22 protein-coding genes are annotated in these 25827 nt (G+C 65.4%); 11 read left to right on the top strand and 11 right to left on the bottom strand.

The annotated features are described in order from the left end of the window. Window positions 1-80: 80 nt before the first annotated feature. Window positions 81-3413, bottom strand: coding sequence for a carbamoyl-phosphate synthase large subunit (carB, locus tag ACRYLO_RS06595; RefSeq protein ID WP_482659427.1), 3333 nt, complete (start codon window positions 3411-3413; stop codon window positions 81-83). A gap of 316 nt (window positions 3414-3729) precedes the next feature. Then, complete coding sequence (gene carA, locus ACRYLO_RS06600) at window positions 3730-4890, bottom strand: glutamine-hydrolyzing carbamoyl-phosphate synthase small subunit (protein ID WP_482659428.1); 1161 nt, start codon at window positions 4888-4890, stop codon at window positions 3730-3732. A gap of 133 nt (window positions 4891-5023) precedes the next feature. Between carA and ACRYLO_RS06605 the strand changes: the two genes are divergently transcribed. The 8 genes from ACRYLO_RS06605 to ACRYLO_RS06640 all read left to right on the top strand — a co-directional run bounded on the left by ACRYLO_RS06605 (window position 5024) and on the right by ACRYLO_RS06640 (window position 12601). Further along, a complete protein-coding gene (locus tag ACRYLO_RS06605) occupies window positions 5024-5476 on the top strand; it encodes a GatB/YqeY domain-containing protein (protein WP_482659429.1) in 453 nt (150 codons plus the stop codon). A 105-nt stretch (window positions 5477-5581) separates the two neighbouring features. Next, window positions 5582-6811: a tryptophan synthase subunit beta gene (gene trpB, locus ACRYLO_RS06610; RefSeq protein ID WP_482659430.1), complete on the top strand. Its 1230-nt coding sequence runs from the start codon at window positions 5582-5584 to the stop codon at window positions 6809-6811. After that, the gene (locus tag ACRYLO_RS06615; RefSeq protein ID WP_482659431.1) at window positions 6811-7110 is read left to right on the top strand and encodes a hypothetical protein; all 300 of its coding nucleotides are present in this window, start codon (window positions 6811-6813) and stop codon (window positions 7108-7110) included. Before trpB ends, ACRYLO_RS06615 begins: the two co-directional genes overlap by 1 nt. Continuing rightward, window positions 7107-7910, top strand: a complete 804-nt coding sequence (gene trpA / locus ACRYLO_RS06620; RefSeq protein WP_482659432.1) for a tryptophan synthase subunit alpha — start codon at window positions 7107-7109, stop codon at window positions 7908-7910. The genes ACRYLO_RS06615 and trpA overlap by 4 nt, the downstream gene beginning before the upstream one ends. After that, window positions 7907-8764 carry an acetyl-CoA carboxylase, carboxyltransferase subunit beta gene (gene accD / locus ACRYLO_RS06625; protein WP_224920906.1) on the top strand — a complete coding sequence of 286 codons (858 nt, stop codon included), beginning with the start codon at window positions 7907-7909 and terminating at the stop codon, window positions 8762-8764. The genes trpA and accD overlap by 4 nt, the downstream gene beginning before the upstream one ends. A 229-nt stretch (window positions 8765-8993) precedes the next feature. Further along, a complete protein-coding gene (locus ACRYLO_RS06630) occupies window positions 8994-10688 on the top strand; it encodes a hypothetical protein (protein ID WP_482659433.1) in 1695 nt (564 codons plus the stop codon). Window positions 10689-10777: 89 nt separating this feature from the next. Further along, window positions 10778-12094, top strand: coding sequence for a bifunctional folylpolyglutamate synthase/dihydrofolate synthase (locus tag ACRYLO_RS06635; RefSeq protein ID WP_482659434.1), 1317 nt, complete (start codon window positions 10778-10780; stop codon window positions 12092-12094). A 66-nt stretch (window positions 12095-12160) separates the two neighbouring features. Continuing rightward, window positions 12161-12601, top strand: a complete 441-nt coding sequence (locus ACRYLO_RS06640; RefSeq protein WP_482659435.1) for a DUF6628 family protein — start codon at window positions 12161-12163, stop codon at window positions 12599-12601. A gap of 140 nt (window positions 12602-12741) precedes the next feature. On the opposite strand, the gene ACRYLO_RS06645 is transcribed toward ACRYLO_RS06640, so the two are convergent. The 3 genes from ACRYLO_RS06645 to ACRYLO_RS06655 form a co-directional block, all read right to left on the bottom strand. Beyond that, complete coding sequence (locus ACRYLO_RS06645) at window positions 12742-13491, bottom strand: tetratricopeptide repeat protein (protein ID WP_482659436.1); 750 nt, start codon at window positions 13489-13491, stop codon at window positions 12742-12744. Further along, a complete protein-coding gene (locus ACRYLO_RS06650) occupies window positions 13488-15170 on the bottom strand; it encodes an AmpG family muropeptide MFS transporter (RefSeq protein WP_482659437.1) in 1683 nt (560 codons plus the stop codon). Before ACRYLO_RS06650 ends, ACRYLO_RS06645 begins: the two co-directional genes overlap by 4 nt. Before the next feature lie 65 nt (window positions 15171-15235). Then, window positions 15236-15670 carry a response regulator gene (locus tag ACRYLO_RS06655; protein WP_482659438.1) on the bottom strand — a complete coding sequence of 145 codons (435 nt, stop codon included), beginning with the start codon at window positions 15668-15670 and terminating at the stop codon, window positions 15236-15238. 102 nt (window positions 15671-15772) lie between these two features. Between ACRYLO_RS06655 and ACRYLO_RS06660 the strand changes: the two genes are divergently transcribed. After that, a complete protein-coding gene (locus ACRYLO_RS06660; protein WP_482659439.1) occupies window positions 15773-17137 on the top strand; it encodes a pseudouridine synthase in 1365 nt (454 codons plus the stop codon). Next, a complete protein-coding gene (gene rsmD, locus ACRYLO_RS06665; protein ID WP_482659440.1) occupies window positions 17134-17673 on the top strand; it encodes a 16S rRNA (guanine(966)-N(2))-methyltransferase RsmD in 540 nt (179 codons plus the stop codon). Before ACRYLO_RS06660 ends, rsmD begins: the two co-directional genes overlap by 4 nt. A 38-nt stretch (window positions 17674-17711) precedes the next feature. On the opposite strand, the gene ACRYLO_RS06670 is transcribed toward rsmD, so the two are convergent. The 4 genes from ACRYLO_RS06670 to ACRYLO_RS06685 all read right to left on the bottom strand — a co-directional run bounded on the left by ACRYLO_RS06670 (window position 17712) and on the right by ACRYLO_RS06685 (window position 22607). Then, a complete protein-coding gene (locus ACRYLO_RS06670) occupies window positions 17712-19814 on the bottom strand; it encodes a catalase (protein WP_482659441.1) in 2103 nt (700 codons plus the stop codon). A gap of 83 nt (window positions 19815-19897) precedes the next feature. Then, window positions 19898-21163: an MFS transporter gene (locus ACRYLO_RS06675; RefSeq protein ID WP_482659442.1), complete on the bottom strand. Its 1266-nt coding sequence runs from the start codon at window positions 21161-21163 to the stop codon at window positions 19898-19900. Window positions 21164-21197: 34 nt separating this feature from the next. After that, entirely contained in the window at window positions 21198-21416 is a 219-nt protein-coding gene (locus tag ACRYLO_RS06680) for a hypothetical protein (RefSeq protein ID WP_482659443.1), read from the bottom strand. Between the two features lie 60 nt (window positions 21417-21476). After that, complete coding sequence (locus tag ACRYLO_RS06685; RefSeq protein WP_482659444.1) at window positions 21477-22607, bottom strand: hypothetical protein; 1131 nt, start codon at window positions 22605-22607, stop codon at window positions 21477-21479. A gap of 106 nt (window positions 22608-22713) precedes the next feature. On the opposite strand from ACRYLO_RS06685, the gene ACRYLO_RS06690 reads away from it, so the two are divergent. Continuing rightward, window positions 22714-25044: an ATP-dependent helicase gene (locus ACRYLO_RS06690; RefSeq protein ID WP_482659445.1), complete on the top strand. Its 2331-nt coding sequence runs from the start codon at window positions 22714-22716 to the stop codon at window positions 25042-25044. A gap of 64 nt (window positions 25045-25108) precedes the next feature. Here ACRYLO_RS06690 and ACRYLO_RS06695 read toward each other — a convergent pair whose 3' ends face one another. Together ACRYLO_RS06695 and ACRYLO_RS06700 are read right to left on the bottom strand one after the other, a co-directional pair. Continuing rightward, entirely contained in the window at window positions 25109-25420 is a 312-nt protein-coding gene (locus ACRYLO_RS06695) for a type II toxin-antitoxin system RelE/ParE family toxin (protein WP_482659446.1), read from the bottom strand. After that, window positions 25417-25713: a ribbon-helix-helix domain-containing protein gene (locus ACRYLO_RS06700; protein WP_482659447.1), complete on the bottom strand. Its 297-nt coding sequence runs from the start codon at window positions 25711-25713 to the stop codon at window positions 25417-25419. The genes ACRYLO_RS06695 and ACRYLO_RS06700 overlap by 4 nt, the downstream gene beginning before the upstream one ends. Between the last annotated feature and the right edge of the window lie 114 nt (window positions 25714-25827).

Genomic DNA, 25827 nt, shown 5'->3' on the forward strand with positions numbered 1-25827 from the left:
AACCCGTCCTTCGTCAAAAGCCCCGTGTCCCCGGCGTGCCTCAATCGGCCCGCTCGCACCCTAACCTTCGTTGTGGGGGATCAATTGTGCGATTGCGAATAGTAAGCCTGCAACGGACGGACTTCAAGGGACTGGCCACTCAGCGCCGTAATGGCCTGCGATGCGGCGACGCTGGCGGGCGCCGTGGTGAAGTACGGGATCTTCAGCGACAGCGCCGATGCACGGATCGATTCGCTGTCCTTCAGCGACTGCCACCCTTCGGTGGTGTTGAAGATCAACGCGATATCGCCGTCGCGAATCCGGTCGACGATGTGCGGGCGGCCCTGCGCGACCTTGTTGACCCGTTCGACCGGGACGCCTTGCGCGGCCAGATAATCGGCCGTCCCGCCAGTCGCAACGATGGTAAAGCCCTGTTCGACCAGCAGCTTCACCCCCGGCAGCACCACCGGCTTGTCGCTGTCCTTGACGCTGACAAAGACATTGCCACCGCTCGGCAGCACCGTTCCCGCGCCCAGCTGCGCCTTGGCAAAGGCCGTGGGAAAATCGCGATCGATCCCCATCACTTCGCCGGTCGACTTCATTTCCGGTGACAGCACCGGATCGACGCCGGGGAAGCGGCCCCACGGGAACACCGCTTCCTTGACCGCAATATAATCGATGTTGCGATCGATCTTGGGCAGGTCCTTCAGCTTTTCGCCCGCCATTACGCGGCTCGCGATCTTGGCGATCGGGATGCCGATGGCCTTGGCGACGAACGGCACGGTGCGCGAGGCACGCGGATTGACCTCGATCAGGTAGACCTCGCCGTCCTTGACCGCGAACTGGATGTTCATGAGGCCGCGAACCTTCAGCGCCCGCGCCAGCGCATCGGTCTGACGCTCGATCTCCGCGATGATCGCATCGGGCAGGCTATAGGGCGGCAGCGAACAGGCGCTGTCGCCCGAATGGACCCCCGCCTCCTCGATATGCTGCAGCACGCCCGCGACCACGACATCGTCGCCATCGCAAATCGCGTCGACATCGACCTCGATCGCGTCGCGCAGATACTGGTCGATCAGCACCGGGGCGTCGCCCGACACCTGCACCGCAGTCTGGATATAGTGATCAAGCTGCTCGACCGTATCGACGATCTCCATCGCGCGGCCACCGAGCACGAAGCTCGGCCGCGTCAGCACCGGATAGCCGATCCGCTCGGCCACCGCGATCGCCTCTTCACGGCTGCGCGCAATGCCGTTCTGCGGCTGCTTGAGCCCCAGCTTTGACACCAGATCGGCAAACTGCTCGCGGTCTTCGGCGAGATCGATCGCGTCGGGCGAGGTGCCCAGGATCGGAATCCCCGCCTGCTCCAGCGCGCGCGCCAGGTTCAGCGGCGTCTGCCCGCCAAACTGGACGATCACCCCCGCCAGCGTGCCGTTCGACATTTCGACTGCCAAGATTTCCAGCACATCCTCCGCCGTCAGCGGCTCGAAATACAACCGGTCCGACGTGTCATAATCGGTGCTCACCGTCTCCGGGTTACAGTTGACCATGATCGTCTCATAGCCCGCATCCGCCAGCGCGAAGCACGCGTGGCAGCAGCAATAGTCGAACTCGATCCCCTGCCCGATCCGGTTCGGCCCGCCGCCCAGAATGACGACCTTCTTGGCGGACGTCGGCATGCTCTCGCACTCGGGCGCGCCAAAGGACGGCGCCTCATAGGTCGAATACATATACGGCGTCTTGGCATTGAACTCGGCGGCGCAGGTGTCGATCCGCTTGAACACCGGGCGCACGTTCAGCTTGTGGCGCAGCTTGCGCACATCGGCCTCGGTCACGCCGCCGGTCATCGCCTTGACGACCTCACCGATCAGCCCCGACGACTTCGCCATCGCGTCGGTGCCTTCGCGCAGGTTCGCCGAGCGCAGCGCCAGCCATGCCAGACGCTTGTCGCTGAACCCCATCGACTTGAGCCGCCGCATCCCCGCCGCGTCCTGCGGCAGGCCGCCCCGGCACACTTCCTCTTCCGCCGCGATGATCTCGGCAATCCGCTCCAGGAACCACGGGTCGTACGCCGCCAGCGCATGCACTTCGGCGACCGTAAAGCCCTCACGCAGCGCCTGCGCCGCGATCAGCAGCCGGTCGGGCGTGCGCTGCGCCAGCGCCGCCTCGATCACGTCGCGCGGCGCGCCCTGCAGACGCTCGACATTGTTGAAGCCCGACAGGCCGGTCTCCAGCCCGCGCAGCGCCTTCTGCATCGATTCATGGATGTTGCGGCCAATCGCCATCACTTCGCCGACCGACTTCATCGCCGTGCCCAGCGTCGCTTCGGCGCCCTTGAACTTCTCGAACGCAAAGCGCGGAATCTTGGTCACGACATAGTCGATCGTCGGCTCGAACGACGCCGGGGTCGCACCGGTGATGTCGTTGGTAATCTCGTCCAGCGTGTACCCGACCGCCAGCTTCGCCGCGACCTTGGCAATCGGGAAGCCGGTTGCCTTCGACGCCAGCGCCGAACTCCGCGACACGCGCGGGTTCATCTCGATCACGATCAGGCGCCCGTCCTTCGGGTTCACCGCGAACTGCACGTTCGACCCGCCGGTTTCGACGCCGATCTCGCGCAGCACCGCGATGCTGGCGTTGCGCATGATCTGATATTCCTTGTCGGTCAGCGTCAGCGCGGGCGCGACCGTGATCGAGTCACCCGTGTGGGTGCCCATCGCATCGACATTCTCGATCGAACAGATGATGATGCAGTTGTCGTTGCGGTCCCGCACGACCTCCATCTCATATTCCTTCCAACCGAGCAGCGATTCCTCGATCAGCACCTCGGTCGTCGGCGATGCGTCCAGCCCCTTGCGGACGATCTCGATGAACTCTTCCTTGTTATACGCAATCCCGCCGCCGGTGCCGCCCAGCGTGAAGGACGGACGGATGATCGCCGGCAGCCCGACCTTCTCCAGCCCCTCCAGCGCCTCGGCTTCGCTATGAGCAATCGCCGAACGCGCGCTGTCCAGCCCGATCTTGTCCATCGCGTCGCGGAACTTCAGCCGATCCTCGGCCTTGTCGATCGCCTCGGCATCCGCGCCGATCATGATGCAGCCGTACTTCTCCAGCGTGCCATCATTGGCCAGCGCCAGCGCGGTATTCAGCGCCGTCTGCCCGCCCATCGTCGGCAGGACGGCATCGGGCCGCTCCTTCTCGATGATCTTGGCGACCACCGCCGGCGTGATCGGCTCGACATAGGTCGCGTCGGCCAGCTCGGGATCGGTCATGATCGTCGCCGGGTTCGAATTGACCAGGACGATGCGATAGCCCTCTTCCTTGAGCGCCTTGATCGCCTGCGTGCCCGAATAATCGAACTCGCACGCCTGACCGATCACAATGGGACCAGCGCCGATGACGAGGATGGAGGAGATGTCAGTGCGTTTTGGCATTATTTCTTCTCGTAAGCAGTCAGCTTCGGGATCGCTCCGAGCCGATTGATCGTGCAAGTGCGTGCAGGCTGGGTCACTGCGGGTTCGAACTTGAACACAACCCAGTCATACCCGTCAGGAACCGGCTCATGGTGAGCGACTGCGCCATGCGTCGTCGCCGAGCAAGCTGTCGCCGCTTCGACAATTTGTGTCGCGGATGTGCCTTTCGGAACCCAGTACCATCCGGTTTCCGGACGCCTCCAAGCATAGGACGCATCCTGCGGAGGCGTTACGCCTGTTGTGCACGCGCTCAGGAAAAAGAGAGCCAAAACAGCTCTCACCGCAACATCCCCACAAACCGCTCGAACAGATAGAAGCTATCCTGCGGCCCCGGCGACGCCTCGGGGTGATACTGCACCGAAAACGCCCGCCCGCCGTCGATCTCGATCCCGCAATTGCTGCCGTCGAACAGCGACACATGCGTCTCGACCACGCCTGCGGGCAGGGTCGCGCTCTCGACCGCAAAGCCGTGGTTCATCGACGTGATCTCGACCGCGCCGTCGCTCAGCCGCTTGACCGGATGGTTCGCGCCGCGATGCCCCTGGAACATCTTGGTCGTCTGCGCGCCCACCGCCAGCGCCAGCAACTGATGGCCAAGGCAGATGCCGAACAGCGGCTTCTTGGTGGCCAGCAGCTCGCGGATCACGGGCACGGCATAGGCGCCGGTCGCGGCCGGATCGCCCGGCCCGTTCGACAGGAAAATGCCGTCGGGGTTGAACGACAACACCTGCTCGGCAGTCGCGGTCGCGGGCAGCACCGTCACCTTCGCCCCGGCCTTCACCAGATTGCGGAAGATATTGTGCTTCGATCCATAATCGATCGCCACGACATGCGGCCGCGCGCCATCGCCATCGACCTCATAGCCAAAGCCCAGCCGCCACACGCCGCCTTCCCACCCGAAATGCGTTTCGGTGGTGACGGTGATGGCCAGGTCCATGCCCTCCAGCCCCGGCCAGGCCTTTGCCTGTTCGATCAGCGCGGGAATGTCGAACTCACCCGAAGCCGAATGCGCGATCACGCCATTGGGCGCGCCCTTGCCGCGAATGCGCCGCGTCAGCGCGCGGGTGTCGATGCCCGACAGGCCGATGCGGTTATGCTTGCGCATCCAGTCGTCCAGCCGCTCGACGCTGCGGAAGTTGGACGGCGCAGTCACATCCTCACGCACGATCATGCCGAGCGCGTGCGGATTGTCCGCCTCGACATCATCGGGGTTCGCGCCGACATTGCCGATATGGGGGAAGGTGAAGCAGATCATCTGGCCCGCGAACGACGGGTCGGTCATGATCTCCTGATATCCGGTCATCGCGGTGTGGAAGCAGACTTCCCCCGCCGCCGCGCCCTCGGCCCCGAATCCACGGCCCCAGATGACCTCGCCGCTCGCGAGAACCAGAACGCCTGTAGCTCCTTCAGGCACGATAATGGGCGTGGCTTCGGCCATCAGAGAAGGTCGCTCCTGTCAGTTTTTCCGGCGATGTCGCTAAGCGCTGCCCGCTAGACCCCTACCCCCCTCGCGTCAACCGCCTGTCGCGACTATCTGGGGACAATTCCGATTCAGTTGAGAGATAAATCAAATGATCCGCGACGACATCAAGGCAGCCCTGATCACCGCGATGAAGGGCGGCGACAAGGACGGCACCGCCGCCATCCGCCTGATCCAGAGCGCGATCAAGAACCGCGACATCGAAGCGCGCACGCAAAGCCCCGTCGCCGACGACGACGCGCTGGTCGTCGAAGTGCTGCAGAAAATGGTCAAGCAGCGCCGCGAATCGATCGAGATGTTCGAAAAGGGCGGCCGCCAGGAACTCGCCGACAAGGAAAAGGCCGAAGTCGCGGTGATCGAAGGCTTCCTCCCCGCCCAGATGAGCGCGGAAGAAACCGCCGCCGCGATCGAGGCGATCAAGGCCGACCTCGGCGCCACCGGCATGAAAGACATGGGCCGCGTCATGGCCGAGCTGAAAGCGCGGCATGCGGCCAGCCTCGACATGAGCAAGGCCAGCGCAGCGGTGAAGGCGGCGTTGGGCTGAGTCCGAGCTGATCCTCCCCCGCCAGGGGGAGGATAACCAAGCCAAGAATTCCTTCCGCCAACAATGCTTGGCGTCGCGGCAATCCCCGCCTAAACGCCCCTCATCATGAACCAGCCCAACTCCTTCCGCGCCCAGCCCGATGACCGCGGCCATTTCGGCCAGTTTGGCGGGCGCTACGTCGCCGAAACGCTGATGCCGCTCGTCCTCGACCTTGAGCGCGAGTATCGGGCCGCGAAGGCTGACCCGGCCTTTGCCGCGCAGTTCGACGACCTGCTCGAACATTATGTCGGCCGCCCCAGCCCGCTTTATTACGCCGAACGGCTGACCGACGCGCTGCGCGAGAACGCGCCCGAGGGGATGGGCGCCGAAATCTGGTTCAAGCGCGACGAGCTCAACCACACCGGCGCGCACAAGATCAACAATTGCATCGGCCAGATCCTGCTCGCGATCCGCATGGGCAAGACGCGGATCATCGCGGAGACCGGCGCGGGCCAGCACGGTGTCGCCACCGCCACCGTCTGCGCGCGCTTCGGCCTGCCCTGCACCATCTTCATGGGTGCCAAGGACGCCGCGCGCCAGCAGCCCAACGTGTTCCGCATGAAGCTGCTCGGCGCCGAAGTCCGCCCCGTCACCAGCGGCGCGGGCACGCTCAAGGACGCGATGAACGAAGCGCTGCGCGACTGGGTCGCCAACGTCCACGACACCTTCTACATCATCGGTACCGCCGCCGGCCCGCACCCCTATCCGGAGCTGGTCCGCGACTTCCAGAGCGTGATCGGCAAGGAAGCGCGCGCGCAGATGCTCGCCCGCACCGGTCGCCTCCCCGACCTGCTCGTCGCCGCGATCGGCGGGGGCAGCAACGCGATCGGCCTGTTCCACCCGTTCCTCGACGACGCGGATGTCGCGATGCTCGGCGTCGAAGCAGCGGGCGAAGGGCTGAACAAGAAGCACGCAGCGTCCCTCGCGGGCGGCGAACCCGGCATCCTCCACGGCAACAAGACCTATTTGCTGCAGGACGAGGACGGCCAGATCACCGAAGCGCATTCGATCAGCGCCGGCCTCGACTATCCCGGCATCGGCCCTGAACATGCCTGGCTCAAGGACATCGGCCGCGTCACCTACACCAGCGTGACCGACACCGAAGCGCTCGACGCCTTCCAGCTGCTCTGCCGCACCGAAGGCATCATCCCCGCCCTCGAACCTTCGCACGCGATCGCAGCCGTCGCGGTCAAGGCCCGGGAAATGCGCCGAGATCAGGTGATCCTCGCCAACCTCTGCGGCCGCGGCGACAAGGACATCTTCACCGTCGCCGAGGCGCTGGGGGTCGCAATTTGATGGATGCGTCTCTCGCGGTCGGCCTGCTCTTCATCGTTCTGGTCGTCGTGCTGCCATTTCTCCTCGCCGTTATAACTGGCTACGAAGCACCAGCATCATTTGGCGAATCCGTGCAGCGTTGCGTTCAAGGAACGCTTACCGGGTGCATAATGATGGCCGGACTGAATTTTGGTCGAGTAGGTGCCGATTTTGACCAATGGTACTGGGAAATGTTGCTGGTCATCCCCGTGATGGCGGGACTGCAACTGGCCATCGACTATCTGGCAATGCGCCGGCAAGCTAAGCGAACAACGATATGACCCGCCTCGCCACCACCTTCGCCACCGCCGCGCGCGACCACCGCGCCGCCCTCGTCACCTTCGTCACAGCGGGTGACGGCGACACCACCGCGATCCTCGACGCGCTCGTCGCGGGCGGGGCGGATGTGATCGAACTTGGCATGCCGTTCACCGATCCGATGGCCGATGGCCCGGCGATTCAGGCCGCGAACCTGCGCAGCCTCGCCGCCGGCACGCGCACCGCCGACGTGCTCGCCATCGCCGCCGCCTTCCGCCAGCGCCATCCGGAAACCCCGCTGGTGCTGATGGGCTATGCCAACACCATGACCCGTCCGACGCCCGAAGCCTTTGCGCAAAAGGCCGCGGACGCAGGCGTCGATGGCGCGATCATCGTCGATATCCCGGCGGAGGAAGCCGACGAGATCGCCGCCTTCGCCCCGCACGGCATCGCCACCATCCGCCTCGCCACCCCCACCACCGACGCCGCGCGCCTGCCCGCCGTGCTCGATGGTGCGAGCGGCTTCCTCTACTACGTCTCGGTCGCCGGCATCACCGGCAAGCAGCAGGCGGCACAGGACAGTATCGAAGCCGCCGTCGCCCGCCTGAAAGCCGCAACCGACCTGCCCGTCGCGGTCGGTTTCGGCGTCCGCACGCCCGAACAGGCGGCCGCGATCGGCCGCGTCGCCGATGGCGTGGTCGTCGGCTCGGCGATCATCGACATCATCGCGGCAGAGGGCGCCAATGCGCCCGCCGCCGTCCGCACCTATATCCAATCCCTGTCGGCCGCGCTGGCCGCAGCACGCAAGGAAACCGCCGCATGAGCTGGCTCACCCGCGTCCGCAACGCGATCTCGCTCGTCATCCCCAACAAGGCGGAATCGCCCGACAATCTCTGGCACAAGTGCAAGGGCTGCGGGCAGATGGTGTTCGTAAAGGAACTCCAGGAAAACCAGTCGGTCTGCCCGATCTGCGACCATCATGAGCGCATCGGCGCCCGCGCGCGCTTCGACCAGCTGTTCGACCCCGGCTACACATTGCTCGCCAATCCCAAGGTCGCCGAAGACCCGCTCAAGTTCCGCGACCAGAAGCCGTATCCCGCCCGCATCAAGGCCGCCCGCGCCAGCACCGGCGAGCAGGACGCGTTCCTCAACGCCAGCGGCACCATCCTCGGCCAGCGCGCGGTAATCGGCGTGCAGGATTTCGCCTTCATGGGCGGATCGATGGGCCAGGCGGTCGGTGAAGCCTTCATCGCCGGAGTCGAAGCCGCAATCGGCGCCCGCGCGCCCTATATCGTCTTCACCGCCAGCGGCGGCGCGCGCATGCAGGAGGGCATCCTGTCGCTGATGCAGATGCCCCGCACCACCGTCGCCATCTCGATGCTCCACGACGCCGGCCTGCCCTATATCGTCGTGCTGACTGACCCCACCTCGGGCGGCGTGATGGCCGCCTATGCGATGCTCGGCGACGTCCAGATCGCCGAGCCCAAGGCCACCCTCGCCTTCACCGGCCGCCGCGTGATCGAAAGCACGATCCGCGAAAAGCTGCCCGACGATTTCCAGACCAGCGAATATTATCTCGACCACGGCCTGATCGACATGGTCGTCCACCGGAAAGACCTGCGCGACAAGCTGGGGGCACTGATCGGGTTGCTGGTGGAGGAAAAGGCGGCGGCGTAGGCTATCTAAAAGCCCTCTCCCCTCCGGGGAGAGGGTTGGGAGAGGGGCAGAACGCCAAGGCGGGGGAACACGGCAAATGCCAAGCACCAACCCCAAACTTCTCGAACGCGCCCGCCAGATGCGCAGCGAGATGACCCAACCCGAACGCGGCCTCTGGATCGCCCTGCGCGCCAAACGCCCGCCGGTGTCTTCGCCTTGCTCGCAGCCGGTTTGCAGATAACATGGGCGAATGGCACTTTTTGATATCGACGAGTTTCTGAAACTATCGCTTCCGCCCAAGGAAGGTGACACCGACTGGTTTGAAAATGCCGCGGACGGCGCCGGTTATCTACAGGCCAACGCACGCTCGTCTGAGATCATACTCTATACCGGCGTAGGACAGAGTTATGTTCACGCGATTCTAGCCCCCCTTGGTAACGTCACGCCCCCTGACGGCGACGATCTGCAACGCGCACATATCGGCCCGGATAGTTCGTGGGCGCTTGGGCATAGTTCTGGTGGTGGAGAGCCGGACCGAATGTATCTGGCTGACCCGCTGGATCACCCCGGCTGCAAATCCCTCATCGGCGGGGAACAACTGGTTTTCAGGCGCAGCTTTAACGGCGTCGACAAAGGGCTAGTGCGAACCGAATTGTCACAGCGCCTTGTGCAATCTCTCGACCTCTACTGGCTAGAAGAGGAAAGAGCATATTGCCGCTTGAATGATGATGGCGATATCGAACCCATCATCCGCGTGCGAGATATGGGCAAACACACCGGCGAGTCACATGACGTGCTTGTAACGATCGATGCTCATCAGCTTCATCGATACATGGCGGTAACGGAGACCGCCCTCGTGATGAAATTTGACTTCACACGCTACAGATCTGGTGATTTCGGGGGATGGCATGATCCCGACCGTCAGGAATTCGCAGACGGAGACTTGTTCTATCATGGTGGGGTGCAATCGGCGTGTAGCTTTATCAACGGCGTGTTGATTGTCAGGCCTGCACTCACAAAAGAAATGATGATCGCGCGCAGTCTCCGAAGGTGGACGGACGAAGGAAAAGAATACGCCACGTTCAAAGCGCATGACTGGAAGAACGGCCGCTATGCCGAGATTTCCTGTGCGCCGTCCGCTCTTGCGAGTTATTTTGAGAAGGACTCGCCGCTACCTTTTCAGGTGACACCCGCATTCTTCAAGCCGGACGTCCTGCAGCGCTATAAGGCAGATCCTGACAAATACACGCTGGAACATCGATCCGTTCAGTCTCGAGCGGGCTGGTATCTCAAGACCTATGACGTGAATGAAGCTGGTCAGGTTCACACCTATCTGTGTTACCTAGCAGATCTTCCCTACAGCGAACAGATTTACTGGCAGTCTTTCAATGAGTGGCCGAAAGCGCCGCTGTCCAAACGTGCCATCGAAACTGATTTTGAGGGCCGTTTCAGTAGCATGCCCGATCCGCTCGTCGAGATGAAATATGAGATTTCCAAACTCGACAAGATTGCGCCGGACTACTGGCAACCGCGCGGCGAGAATCTTGCAGCGGCTCTGCACTATCCGCTGACTGCGTCGTCAGAGGAGTGGGCCACCGCCATCCTTGCGCTCGATCATCTCGTCGTCGAAGGGTTCGTTTCTAAGGCGCTTCGGCAACGCCTTTCAGTGGCGGGCTGCACTGTGGATAGGCAGTGGGGCACGATTAAACTCCTACAAGAGTGCCTCCTTGCGGCCGGCCTTGACGATAAGGAGGCAGCAGAGATCGTAGAGCCTCTGAAAAGGACGCATTACCTTCGCTCGAAGGTCAAAGGTCACTCCGCAGAGGCGGAAAAGACCAAGCTGGTTAAGCAGGCTAAAATTGACCATGGGTCGTTACCTGCTCACTTCCGCGCGCTCACGACGGAGGTGCAGGCAGGGTTAGATCGTATTATTGAGCTACTGTAACGCTACCAGCGGGTTATGCGGGATCGGCGTAAGCCAGATGTATAATCTTATAGTCTCATCTGCCCCCACACCCGCTATATCCCCCCACGATGCCCGACCACGCGACCTCCTCCCACCCCGCCGTCCAACGCCAGCTCGACCGTCTCTGGGCGCTCGGCCCTGGTGCCGATGTCCTCGGGCTCAGCCGCATTACCGCGCTGCTCGACCGGATCGGCAACCCGCATCTGCGCCTCCCCCCCGTGCTCCATGTCGCGGGGACCAACGGCAAGGGTTCGACCTGCGCCTTCCTGCGCGCCGCGGTCGAAGCCGCCGGCCTCACCGCGCATGTCTATTCCAGCCCGCACCTGGTCCGCTTCAACGAGCGTATTCGCCTTGGCGGTAAGCTGATCGACGACGCGACCCTCGCCACCCTGCTCGAACAGGTGCTCGATTCGGGCGGCGATATCGGCGCGAGCTTTTTCGAGGTGACCACCGCCGCCGCCTTCCTCGCCTTCGCCCGCACCCCGGCGGACGCCTGCATCATCGAGGTTGGCCTTGGCGGTCGCCTCGACGCCACCAACGTCATCCCGGCCCCCGCCGCCTGCGCCATCGCCCAGCTCGGCATCGACCATCAGGCGTTCCTCGGCGACACCGCCGAAGCCATTGCCGGGGAGAAGGCCGGCATCGCCAAGCCCGGCGTCCCGCTGGTCACCATGTCCTATGGCGACAGCGTCACCGCCCGCATCGCACAGGTCGCCGCCGCCGCGAGCGCCCCGGTCCACGCGCGCGGCACCGCCTGGGACTTCACCGTCACCCCCGATCGCCTGCTCTACCGCGACGTGCAGGGCGAGGTCGCAACCCCGCTCCCCACCCTCGCCGGCCCGCACCAGCCCGCCAATCTCGCGCTCGCCATCGCCACGCTCCGCCACCAACGCGCGCTAACCATCCCCGACAGCGCCTTCGCCGCAGCCGCCACCGCCGCCCGCTGGCCCGCGCGGATGCAGCGTCTGACCACCGGCCCGCTCCACGCGCGCCTGCCCGCCGGAGCCGAAATCTGGCTCGACGGCGGCCATAACGAAGCCGCCGCCCAGTCGGTCAGCGCCACGCTGGCCCAGGTCGCGAACGGCCGCCCCGCGCACCTGATCCTCGGCATGTTGTCGAACAAGGACGCGACCGGCCTGCTCGCCCCCTTCGTCCCGCTCGCCGCCAGCTTCACGGCGGTCCCCGTCCCCGACCACGCGCATCACGATCCGGTGGACCTCGCCGCCACTGCCCGCGCGCTCGGCATCCCCAGCACTGCGACCGCGGCCGACGTGCCCGGCGCCCTCGCCAAGCTGCAAACCGCCGACGCCCCGCTCGTCCTGATCCTCGGCTCGCTCTACCTTGCAGGCGAAGTGCTCCGGGAAAACGACGAACTGCCCGACTGATCCTTATTGCGATTGACTATCAATAGAAGAATGGCAGACTGGCAGTCCCGATCAAGGAGTCGCCCGTTGCGCCAATCCCCCGCCCGCGCCGAAACCCTCGGCAACCTCCTCCCCCGGCTCCAGCCCGAGGATCCCGCCGCGCGCCTGTTGCTGTTCGGCATCCGTCAGCTCGGCGCACACGGCCTCGGCGACGCCGCCGCCGCCCACGCCTTCATCACTGCGTTCGGCAAGGAATTCCGCCGCCCGCTCTTGCTACTCCGCACGCTGATGGCCGAAATGTCGACGGCCAGCGCCAGCCCGATTCAGATCGCCCCATGGTGCTGCGCGCGCATGACCGCATCGGAAGGCGCGCTGGTCGAAGTCATCGCCAGCGTCGAACGCGACAGCGAACGCGCCCGCATCCTGCTCGGCGACCTGCTCGGCATCCGCCGCGTCGATGGCGTGCTGGCCACCGCCCACGCGCTCGCCAACGCCTTCGCCGATGCGGGAATGCCGGTCGAGGTTTAACTGTCCCGCGTCTAATTTGGGTGGTTCTACAGCCGTTTGCCCTGAGCTTGTCGAAGGGCCACTCCCGACAAGCGTAGTATGCGGTGCTTCGACAAGCTCAGCACAAACGGCCGTGTGTGTCGGGTCTAACGCGCAATGCTCTAACCGCGCGCCCTTAACTGCGCGAGCGTATCGGCGGCCCAGCGATACATGTCCGCCTCCGCCATACGCTGCCCCCGGTCAAGCCGCCGCGCCCGCGCCTCGACCTCTTCCAGCTGTTTGCGCGCCTTGTTCTCCCACCCCTGCACCAGCAGCAGCGCAGCATAGCGACACCGCGCCTCCTCTCCGGGCAGGCGGGTGACGATGTCGGCGTAGAGGTCAAGCGCCTCCTGCGCGCGGCCAAGATGCTCCAGCATGCGCGCGCGCAACAGCGACGTCCGGTCCCGTTCGGACTGACCGGACGGCGGATCGAGCGCGTCGATCAACGCCAGCGCTTCTGCGGCATGTCCTTGCTCGAACACGACCCGAGCGATCTTGCGCTCGATCGCCGCATCGCCCGGCGCGCCGCTGCGCGCATCGCGATAGGCGGCCTCCGCCTCGCTCCATCGCCCAAGTTCGGCATAGGCGTCGCCCAGCCGAACCTTGTTCGCGACCGTATCGGCCAGGTCGAGCGCGTCGCGCGCCGCCCGCAACTCACGCTCGGGGTCCAGCGCGGCAACCGCCTTGGCCCGCACCGTCCGCACATGCCGATTGCCCGACAGCCCCGGCAGGATCTCGACGATGATATAGGCGATACTGCCCACCACCGGCAGAAAGATCAGCGCCGCGAGCCACAGCGTGTTGCGGCCCGTCTTCACCAGATGCACGACCAGCGCGACCTGAATGCCGATCACCGCGAGATAGGCGATCATGCCGGGTTGCGGATAACCGGGGCCTCCGGTTCGTCCTCGCCTCGCGCAACCTCGCCTTCGGTCCCGGCATTGCCGATCGACCGGTCGACCAGCCCCGACGTCATCATCCACCAGAACAACAGTACCCCCGGCAGCGCCAGCACCGTCGTGAACAGATAATAGTTCACATAACCCATGCCCTCGATCAGCAGCCCGGCGGTCGTCCCCGACAGGAAACGCCCCAGGATGCTCGCCGCCGCTGACAGCAATGCGAACTGCGTCGCGGTGAAGCTGAGGTTACACAGCGCCGAGAGATACGCGACCACGCAAACCCCGCCGACACCGCTCGCGAAATTCTCGAACCCCATCGCCGCAGCCATGCCGATATTGCTCTTGCCGCTCGCCGCCAGCGCGGCAAATGCGGCGTTGGAGATCATCATCAGGAACAGGCTGAGCATCACCGACCGCTTCATGCCAAGCTTCACATACAGCACGCCGCCGACAAAGATGCCGGCCAGCAGCGCCACGAAGCCCACGCCAACGTCGTAGAACGCGATCTCGGTCTTGGTGAACCCCAGATCGTTGAACAGCAGCCGCAGGGTGAGGTTCGCCAGCGTGTCGCCGAGTTTGTGGACGAGCACGAACAGCAGCACGACCGCGCCACCCTCACGCCGGAAAAACTCGATCAGCGGCCCGACCTTCCCGCCATCGGCGGGCGCAGCAGCAACCGGGCGCAGCAACCCGATGCCCAGCAGCGCGACGGCCCCCAGCACCAGCAGCACGATCGCCAGCGGATCGCTCCACCCGCGCCACAGCCCGACGCCAACCCCCGCGACCGTCACCAGCCCCAGCCAGGTCAGCGCGCTCGGCTTGCCCGCGTCGCGTGCGCGGCGGGCGGTCAGGTCGAACAGGGGGAACAGATACCCGACCAACACCATGTTCGACAGGATGTTGACCCCCAGCACCCCGTCGATCCAGCGTCCGACCAGATACAGCGGGACGAACGACAGGATGAAGATGAGATAGGGCCGCTGCGCCATGCGCTCGGGCCATTCGCGGCTCACCTTGCGCTCCGGCTCACCGACGATCAGCCCCGCCAGGATCGCGGGCAGCGCAAAGATCGCGCAGGCGGCATAAGCGACGCCCCACCCCGCGCCATCGGCGACATACAGCGCCAGTCCGCCCGCACCGGCCGACCCGATGCGCCAGCCATATTGCGACATGCCCGACCCGACGCCCAGCTGGCGCGGCTCAAGCAATTCGATGCGATAGGCGTCGATCACGATGTCGAACGTCGCGCCGGCCAGCCCGACCATGATCGCCGCCGCCACGAGCCAACCAAGCGAGTCCGTCGGATCGAGGCTGCCCAGGAACACGACCGCCGCCGCAACCAGCGCCCCGGTAACGATCAGCCAGCTGCGCCGCGCGCCGATCGCGCCCAGCACCGGGATGCGGAACTTGTCCACCACCGGCGCCCACGCCCATTTGAGATTATAGGCCAAGAAGGTCAGCGCGAACGCCGTGACCGCCGACTTGGTGATTCCGTCCTGCGCCAGCCGCGTGGTCAGCGTCGCGCCGATCATCGCGAACGGGAAGCCGGAGGATATGCCGAGCGCGAGCGCGGCGAGCGGCGCCTTTTCGAAATAGGGCCGGATGCCGTCGATCAACGATCCACTAGCCGGCGTCACCGCGTCACTCATGCAATCCCCCAAGCTTTGGCGGCGACCCTAGCGCGAAAAACGCCGCTGCAAAGCCCGGGGACGGATTATTGCGCGACGGGCTGGAACAGCCGCAGGGCGGACGGAATGCGTTTCGGCGTGCGGCCCTCGGTCAGCGCCTCGCAAATGTCGATCGCTGCCACCAGATCGCGCTGCTTGTACGGCTTGCTCAGGCAGCCAAGACCGATTGGCTCGAACTCCGCCGGATCGCGACCAGTGATGATCAGCACCGGAATGTTGTCGGCGCACGCCGCATGCGCCACATCCGCACCACTCCCATCGCTCAGGCCCAGGTCGACCAGCACGATATGGGGCTTCTCAACCGCGATGATGTGGCCGATCGCCTCGCCCACCGAATCGGTCGTCGCGACCACGGTAAAGCCTTCATCCGACAGGAAATGTTCGGTGTCGAACGCCACCAGCGGCTCGTCCTCGACGATCAGCACCCGTACGATCCGCCGCTTTTTCTTGCCGAACACCATGACCCACCCGAACGTTACGCCCTGACAACGCGTTAAGCGCCCCAGAGTTCGTCTCCGCACAAGATTTTTGCGCGAAAGCCAAACCCGCTGTATCGCGCCTCAATGTCCCCCTCATCAACCAATCAACCTGAACGGCAACCTGCCAAGGCCGGCGAACGCATCGCCAAGCTGCTCGCCCGTGCCGGAATCGCGTCGCGGCGAGAGATCGAGCGCATGATCGCCGATGGCCGCGTGGCGATCGACGGTCAGATCCTGACCACGCCCGCGACCGTATTGACCTCGCTCCACGGCGTCACCGTCGATGGCAATCCGGTCGCCGCACCCGCGCCGGCGCGCCTGTTCCGCTTTCACAAGCCCGCAGGTTTGCTGACTACCGAACGCGATCCCGCCGGCCGCCCGACGATCTACAGCCGCCTGCCCAAGGGCCTCCCCCGCCTGATGCCCGTTGGCCGCCTCGACCTTTCGACCGAGGGTCTGTTGCTGATGACCACCGATGGCGAGCTGAAGCGCCAGCTCGAGCTCCCCGCCACCGGGGTCGAGCGCAGCTACCGCGCGCGTGCCTATGGTCAGGTCAGCCAGGAGCAGCTGGAAGAGCTGATGCTCGGCGTCGAGATCGACGGGGTCCGCTACGGCTCCATCAACGCCAATCTCGAACGCCGCACCGGCGCGAATGTGTGGATCGAGCTGACGCTGACCGAAGGCAAGAACCGCGAGGTCCGCCGCGTCCTCGAACATCTCGGCCTCAAAGTCAGCCGCCTGATCCGCACCCGTTACGGTCCGTTCGAACTCGCCGACATGCCCGTCGCTGCGGTGGACGAGATTCGCCAGCACGACCTGATCGTGTTCCGCAAGGCGCTGACCGGCCCCGGCGGCGGCAAGGCGGCATCGAACCTGCAACTGTCGGGCAAGTCCAAAGCAGTAGACGCCGATCCAGAAGAGGCAGCTCCCGAACCCGCGGCGGCGCTCTCGGCCAACCGCGCCGAACGCCGCAAGGTCGTCGCGCAAACCAGCGAGCCCGAGGCCTATAAACCCGCACGTCCGCAACGCCCCAAGGCCGAGAAGAAAGGCCCCGAGAAATTCGGCGTCGCCCAACGCCGCCGCCATCAGGCTGTAGCGGAACGGAAAGCCAATGCCTCGCCCGCGCGAGAGGGGATGCAACAGGATCAGCGCCGACCGCAGCGCGATCCCGCTGGGGGCGCGCCGAAGCCGGAGCGCCGTCCGCGCCAGGACTCGCCCGGTCGTCCTCCGCAGCAAAAGGGCAAACCGTTCGCCAAGCCCGGCGCCGCGCGCCATGCCCAGCATGACGATGACGGCAGCCCGCTGCTCGACCGGCCCAAGCGCGCCCACCGCCCCGATGATCGCCGCCCCGGCGCGATGCCAGGCAAGCGCCCGCCGACCGGCAAGGGTGGCCCGACCAAGCCCTCGCGCGGCACGCCCGCGCCCAGCAAGCGAGGCCCGCGCACATGAGGATCATCGCCGGAACCTGGCGCGGCCGCCCGCTCGTCGCGCCGAAGGGCGACGCCACCCGCCCCACCGCCGATCGCACGCGTGAGGCGCTGTTCTCGATGCTCACCAGCCGCGTCGGCAGCTTTGATGGGCTGGCCGTCGCCGACCTGTTCGCCGGCTCCGGCGCGCTCGGGCTGGAGGCGCTGTCGCGCGGCGCGGCCTCCTGCCTGTTCGTCGAACAGGACCGCGCCGCACTCGACGCCCTGCGCGCCAATGCCGACAAGCTCGGCATCCGCCCCGAAATCCGCGCTGGATCAGTCCTGTCGCTCGGCCCGGCGGCCAAGCCGCTCGACCTGATCATGATGGACCCGCCCTATGGCACCGGCGCAGGCGCGGTCGCACTCGACAAGCTCGCCCGGCTCGGCTGGACCAGCCCGGCCACCTGGATCAGCGTCGAAACCGCCAAGGGCGAAAAGGTCGAGGTCGACGGCTTCGTCACCGATACGGAGCGGGTTCACGGCAAGGCGATGCTGACGATCTTGCGCGCTGCAGGCTAACGACGGCGGCTCCCCACCGGGAAGCCGCCGCCTGAGCATCAGGGCAACATCCGCACTCCCGGCTCCCGGTCCCAATACCGCTTCGCCGCCGCCGCGATGAACCCGTCATCCAGACCCATCACACCATCGTCAGGCTCCACGCCCGCCTTGTCGAGCAGCGGCTGAGCTTCGTCACTCGCCGCAATCGCCTTCAGATGCGCGAACGCATCCATCACGAACTGCACCGCTGCGCCTTCCTTGAGCAACATCGCGGTGCCCTCTTCCGACAGTGCGATCACCACCGCATCCGCCATCACCGACGGATAACCCGCCAGCTGCGCGTCTGCCTTGAGCAGTGACCCGTCCGACATCTTGGCACCACCGACCTTGGGCGCGACGATCACCGCGCGCGCACCCGCGCCCTCGATCGCCTTGGTCATCTTCGCCACCGCAGCGGCATCCGATCCATCGGCGACCAAAATCGCGATCGACCGGCCGACAATGTCCTGAGGCTCGAGCGGTCCGTCGATGATCCGCAGCGCCGGCGACAGGTCGAAATCCTGCACCTCCGCCGCAGCCTTCGACGCCTTGGGCACCGGCATCCCCATCCCGTCCGCTACGCGCTGCGCCAGCTCCGGATCGACATTCACCAGATTGGCCACCGTCCGAACCCGGATATGCTCGAGCCCGACCTTCGACAGCTCGAACACCAAAGCGAACGCGACATGCGCCTGCTCCGCCTCGGCCAGCGAGCGATAGAACATCCGCGCTTGGCTGTAGTGATCGGCAAAGCTCTCCGGCTGCAGCCGCAGCTTGTCGCCCTGCTCCTGCTCGGCAGCGCGACCCGGATGGGTCTCGAACCCCGTCACCGGGCATTCGCGCGGCCCGGTCTCTTCACCCGCCATGTCGAGGCTGTTAGGCTCATAATTCGCGCGCCCCTTGGGCACGTTCATCTGCATATGCCCGTCGCGCTGGAAGTTCATCACCGGGCATTTCGGCGCATTGATCGGCAGCTGGTGGAAGTTGGTCGACCCCAGCCTCTTGAGCTGCGTATCGAGGTACGAAAATAGCCGTCCCTGCAGCAGCGGATCGTTGGTGAAGTCCAGTCCCGGCACGATGTTACCCGGGCAGAACGCAACCTGCTCGGTCTCGGCGAAGAAATTGTCGGGATAGCGATCGAGCACCATCCGCCCGATCGGGCGAACGGGAAGCACTTCCTCGGGAATGATCTTGGTCGGGTCGAGCACGTCATAGGGCAGGCTGTCGGCGAACTCTTCGTCGAACGCCTGGATGCCCAGCTCCCATTCGGGGAAATTGCCCATGTCGATCGCCTCGAACAGGTCGCGGCGATGGAAATCGGGGTCGGCCCCGGCGATTTTCACCGCCTCGTCCCAGCACGTCGATTGCACGCCCTGCTTGGGCTTCCAGTGGAATTTGACGAAGGTCGACTTGCCCTGCGCATTGACCATGCGGAAAGTGTGGACCCCGAACCCCTGCATCGTGCGCAGCGAGCGCGGGATGGTGCGATCGGACATCTGCCACATCACCATGTGCATCGATTCGGGCATCAGGCTGATGAAGTCCCAGAAGGTATCATGCGCCGATGCCGCCTGCGGATAGCCGCGATCCGCCTCCATCTTCACCGAATGGACCAGGTCGGGAAATTTGATCGCGTCCTGGATGAAGAACACCGGGATGTTGTTGCCTACCAGATCCCAATTGCCCTCTTCGGTATAGAATTTCACCGCGAACCCGCGCACGTCGCGCGGCGTATCGACCGAGCCCGAGCCTCCCGCCACGGTCGAAAAGCGCGCGAACACCGGCGTCTTCTTGCCCTTCGCGGAGAACAGCCCCGCCTTGGTCAGGTCGGAGAAATCCTCATAGCTTTCGAAATAGCCATGCGCAGCCGAACCCCGCGCATGGACGATACGCTCCGGGATCCGCTCATGGTCGAAGTGGAAGATCTTCTCGCGCAGCACGAAATCTTCCAGCAGCACCGGCCCGCGCGCACCGGCCTTCAACTGGTTCTGATTGTCGGAAACGCGAATGCCCTGGTTGGTCGTCAGGTGATCTGCGCCGTCATGATCGCCCTGCTCGGGCACGCGCTGGTGGGTTTCGCCACCGTTACCGAAGTCGGTGTCGAACTGTGTTTCGTCTGTCATGTGTGGGAAGCCCCTTGCGATGCCGTGCCCGCTCAACGGGTGGCAACCGGCAAGGGTCCGCCGACTAACCTCGATCAGTGCGATTATGCCGCGCTTCGACCTTTAAGCGCCAGCAGAGCAATCAGGCTCAGCACCGCAGCCCCGCTCAGATACCAGCCAACGGGGGCCAGCCCCGCGTCCATCGCCAGCTTCTGCGCGATCACCGGGGTCAGCCCGCCGCCGATCACCCCTGCGACGTTGAACGCCATCGACACGCCGGTATAGCGCACCCGCGCCGGAAACAGATCGGTCAGCCACGCGCTTAGCGGCCCATAGACAAACCCCATCGCGAACAGCAGCAGCGCGAGGAATGCGAACACCCCGCCCAGCCCCGCGCCCATCAGCGGCGCGATCACGAATCCCGCAAGCGCTACCATCACGCATCCGCCCGCCAGCACGCGGCGTGGATCCCAGCGCGCATCCGCCGCCCATGCCGCAAGGTAAATGCCCGCCGCCATGAACAGGATCGCAACCAACTGGACGCCCAGGAAATCCTGCATCGGATAGCCCAACGTCTTGGTCCCCCAGCCGAGCAGGAACGCGGTCGCGATATAATAGGTCGCGAAACAGCATACCGCGCCGAGTGTCCCGCCGATCAGCACGCCGCCATGCCGCCCGACCACTTCGCCCAGCGGCACCTTAGCCGGCGGCGCTTCGGCCAGCGAAGCCTTGAACTCAGGCGTCTCGCCCAGCTTCAGCCGCACCCACAGCCCGACCAGCACCAAAGCCGCCGACAGCGCAAACGGAATGCGCCAGCCCCAGTCGGCAAATTCAGCGGGACTCATCCAGCTCAGCAGCAGCAGGAACAACCCGTTGGCCGCGATGAACCCCGCCGGCGCGCCCATCTGCGGCGCGCTCCCGAACCGCGCGCGCCATCCCGGCGGCGCATTCTCCACCGCCAGCAACGCCGCCCCGCCCCATTCGCCGCCCAGGCCAAAGCCCTGCCCGAACCGCAGCACGCACAGCGCAAACGGCGCGATCCATCCCGCCATTTCATAGGTCGGCAGAAACGCCACCAATGTCGTCGACAGCCCCATGGTCAGCAGCGACGCGACCAATGTCGCCTTGCGCCCGATCCGGTCACCATAATGGCCAAACACCGCCGCGCCCAGCGGGCGGGCAAAGAACGCAACGCCGAGCGTGGCAAAGCTCAGCATCTGCTGAACCCCGGCGTCGGTCTTGGGAAAGAAGATCTGCCCGAACACCAATGCCGCGGCGGTCGCGTAGATATAGAAATCGTAGAACTCGATCCCCGTCCCGACAAAGCTCGCCCACAAGGCGCGCCGCCGCCGCGTCCGCTCAGCGTCCATCAATCTCTCCCCTTACCGACGCCCCCCGGCGCCGTTACTTCTTCGCGTCTTCATAACAGGTCGTGCGCGTCACCTGCACCACCTTGCCATCCTTGTCCTTGATCTCGTTGCGTCCCTCGACGCACGGCTTCTGCTCGGGCTGCTGCCCTTCGAACCCGTTCGTCCGCCACCCGACATACAGCGCCACCCCGGCCAGCGCCGCGATCAGCACCAGCCTGCGTTTGTCGAACCTGCGCTTCAGTTTCTCCAGCATGGCCCCTCCCTGCCTCAACCAGGGGCGCTGCGCAACGCGTCCGTGGGGGCGAGCGCCCCGTTAGAGATAATCCGCCAGCACCAGCGAAACCTGCCGCGCCGCCCCGCCCTGCCCGACGGTCAGCGGCAGCACGGTGCCCACCGGCCCGGAAGTCTGCCTGATCAGTTCCTCAAAGCGCATCCCCGACAGCCGGTCGCCCGCCTTGATCCCGGCCTTCTCCGCAGGACTACCAGCGCCGACCACGCCCGCCACCATCCCGCTTCCCGCCCGATCGACCCACAGCCCCGCGCGATTGTACCGCGCCGGCTGCGGCGCTTGCCGATTGCGGGTCAGGAACAGCGCACCGTCGCGATTGCTGGTCGCAATGTTGAACAGGCGCAGGATCGGCAGACCGATAATCCCGGTGTCGAACTCCTCCCAATCCACCGCGTCGCGCATCTGGACCACCGCACCCTCGATCGTCGCCCCCGCCAGCTCCAGCCGGTCGACCCGCACCATCCGCGTCTTGCCCTGCGGCGCCGCCGGGCTCCAGCGCGGCGCATTCCACAGCCCCGCCGCCTCAGCGGTCTTGCGATAAATGCGCATCACGCTCGGCATCCCGGTATCCAGCCCGAAGCGAAAGCTCCGCCCATTGAGCGCCGCATCGGCGAACAGGAACTTCTTGTCCGCCGTCGCGCCCTTCTGCACGATCCCCTTGTCGAACCGCGTCGCACCGGGAAGCGCGGGCAGCCCCGCCCCATGCGCACGCCACACCCCGGCGTCGAAATCCACCTCGCCATCGGCCAGCGTCAGCACCCATGCCGGGAGCGACCCGATCGCGCCATCGCCCAGATCGCGGTCGATCCCGCCCATCTCCAGCGTCTCCAGCCGCAGCCGCTCGCCCAGCATCACATTCTTCGCCTGAAAGATCGGATAGTCGGTGTGCCCGAATGACAGCTTCAGCCGCCGCGCGCCCACCTTGGTCAGGTTCAGCGTCTCGGCAATCCCCGTATTGATCAGCCCCATCTGCCCGCCGGTATCGAGCGCGAGCAGGAAGGCGCGCCCGCCGCCGAACGTCGCTTCGACCAGTACGCGATCGTCGGTCAGTCGAATCGGCACCGTGACCCCGGATGCCGCATTCGCCCGCTTCGCCCCGCCCAGAATCGCCGCAGCAGCAGCCCCGATCAACAATGGCCGTCGTGCGATGTTCATTGCCGATCTCCTTGAAGCAACTGGGAAAAGTGTCCCCCAGCTTCATGACGATAGCAAGACGGCAATCCCGCTTGCCCCGACTCGCGTCGTTCCCTACCTGTTCACAATGTCCGTACCTCAGCCTTCCGCCGACGACCCCCCTTATCTGCGCGGCCTCAATGCGCCGCAGCGCGAAGCCGTGCTCACCGTCGACGGCCCGGTCCTCGTCCTTGCGGGTGCCGGCACCGGCAAGACCGCCGCGCTCACCGCGCGCCTTGCGCACCTGCTGTGGACCCGCCGCGCCTATCCGTCGGAGATCCTCTCGGTCACCTTCACCAACAAGGCCGCACGCGAGATGCGCGAGCGCGTCCGCCACCATGTCGGCGACGCGGTTGAGGGGATGCCGTGGCTCGGCACCTTCCACGCGATCGGCGCCAAGATGCTGCGCCGCCACGCCGAACTGGTCGGGCTGCAAAACAACTTCACCATCCTCGACACCGACGACCAGCTCCGCCTGATCAAGCAGCTCATCGTCGCCAACGACCTCGACGAAAAACGCTGGCCCGCGCGCCAGCTCGGCGGCCTGATCGACGGGTGGAAGAACAAGGGCCTGACCCCCGACATGCTCGATGCGGGCGAGTCCGAACATTTCGCCAATGGCAAGGGCCAGTCGCTCTACCAGCAATATCAGGACCGTCTGCGCGCGCTCAACGCCTGCGACTTCGGCGACCTGCTGCTGCACATGCTCACCATATTGCGCACCCACCGCGACGTGCTGGCGCAGTACCAACAGCGCTTCCGCTACATCATGGTGGACGAGTATCAGGACACCAACAGCGTCCAGTATCTCTGGCTCCGCCTGCTCGCACAGGAGCGCAAGAACATCTGCTGCGTCGGCGACGACGATCAGTCGATCTACAGCTGGCGCGGCGCGCAGGTCGAAAACATCCTGAAGTTCGAAAAGGACTTTCCGGGCGCCAAGGTCATCCGCCTCGAACAGAATTACCGCTCAACCCCCCACATCCTCGCCGCCGCCGGCGCGGTGATCGCCAACAACAGCGGCCGCCTCGGCAAGGAATTGTGGACCGAGATCGACGAGGGCGAGAAGGTCCGCGTCATCGGCGTGTGGGACGGCCCGGAAGAAGCCCGCCGCGTCGGCGAAGAGATCGAATCCGCCCGCATCCGCACCGGAAAATCGCTCGACGATTTCGCCATCCTCGTCCGCGCACAGCACCAGACGCGCGAGTTCGAAGACCGCTTCATCGCCACCGGCCTGCCCTATCGCATCGTCGGCGGCTTCCGCTTCTACGAACGCGCCGAAATCCGCGACGCCCTCGCCTATCTGCGCCTCGTCCACCAGCCCGCCGACGACCTCGCCTTCGAACGCATCGTCAACGTCCCCAAGCGGGGTCTCGGCGACAAGGCGATCGCCAAGATCCACATGCTCGCGCGTGCCGAGGGGATTCCCCTCCTCGTCGCCGCCGCGCGCATCCTCGACACCGACGAACTCACCCCGCAGGCCCGCCGCGCACTCGGCAGCTTCGTCGGCGACGTCGCCCGCTGGAGCCAGATGCTCCGCGCCCCCGTCCCTGAAGGCGAGGCGATGCCCGAAACCCGCATCGGCCACCTCCCCCACACCGAACTCGCCCAGATCATCCTCGACGAAAGCGGCTACACCGCGATGTGGCAGGCGGACCGCACCGCCGAAGCCGCCGGCCGCCTCGAAAACCTCTCCGAACTCGTCCGCGCGATGGAGGAGTATGAAACCCTGGGCGCGTTCCTCGAACACGTCTCCCTTGTCATGGATAACGAGAACAACGCCGACGAGCCCAAGGTCACGATCATGACCATCCACGCCGCCAAGGGCCTGGAATATGACACCGTCTTCCTCGTCGGGTGGGAAGAAGGCGTCTTCCCCAGCCAGCGCTCGCTCGACGAAGGCGGCCTCGCCAGCCTCGAGGAAGAACGCCGCCTCGCCTATGTCGCGATCACCCGCGCCCGCCGCCTCGCCACCATTTTCCACGCCGCCAACCGCCGCATCTACGGCCAATGGACCAGCAGCATCCCCAGCCGCTTCGTCGGCGAACTGCCCAAGGCGCATATCGAGGAGGAGAGCACGATGACCGGCGGCGCGAGCCTATGGCGCGCCAACTGGAGCGAACACGCCGACCCCTTCGCCCATGTCGGGAGAGGCACCGGCCGCGGCCCCGGCTGGCAACGCGCCGCCGCGCCTTCTTCGTCCTTCACCACCGCTCCCAAGCGTGTGGTCGAAAACCGCGGCAGCGCGGTGAGCCTCGGCAACAAGGGCCGCGACGACCTGTCGCTCGGCATGCGCGTCTTCCACCAGAAGTTCGGCTATGGCGCGATTGTGGAGATCGAAGGCAACAAGCTGGAGATCGAGTTCGAGACGAGCGGGCGGAAGCGGGTGATGGACAGCTTCGTCACCATCGACGCCTAAAAAAGCCCCTCCTCTTTAGAGGAGGGGTTGGGGTGGAGGAGTCATGGCAACGCGAAGCGCGCCCTCAAGCGTCCCTCTCAAACACCCCGCGCAAGTCCCGCCCACCATAGGACAGGCCAACGACCCATACCGCATCGTCGTTGACGAGGTAACCAATCACTACCCGCCGATCGAACGACAATGTCCGCAATCCCGGCATCAGATCATCGCGCGGAGTTCCTCGAAAGGGAAACACGTCCAGCTTCCGGCAATGCGCGACAACCGAGGTGACGTAGCGCGCGCCGGTCTCCGGATCGCCCTGCTCGCCGATATACAATTCGAGCGATTCCAACTGGTCGATCGCATGATCGGTGAACTGGACGGTGTAGCGCTTCACTTGTCCGCCGAACGCTTCGCGCGACGCGACTCCAGTTCGAGCAACACCTCTTCGGGCGAGTAAAGCCGCTCCTTGCCCTCCCGCACCCGCTGCGCCGTCGGCACCACCTCTTCGCGCAACCAACGCTCAACGTCGGCATCCCAGGCCGGATCATCGTCCCGCTCAGCCAGCGCCCGCAACCCGTCCGCGACCATGTCGCTCACACTCGCATACTCCCCCGCACTGACCCGCGCCTCAACGGCGTCGGCCAGATCTTCGGGCAGTTCGATATCAAGGCGGCGGGTGGATTCCATCGGGGGGCCTCTGGCGCTATGCCGGGATGGTATGACGGAAGACGCGGCGGTTCAAGCGCGCGCCGTCGGTGAGAACTTTCTCCCCCCTCTCTCTGCTCGCGGGGAGAGGGTAAG

Source organism: Sphingomonas sp. SDUR79 (assembly GCF_056821745.1).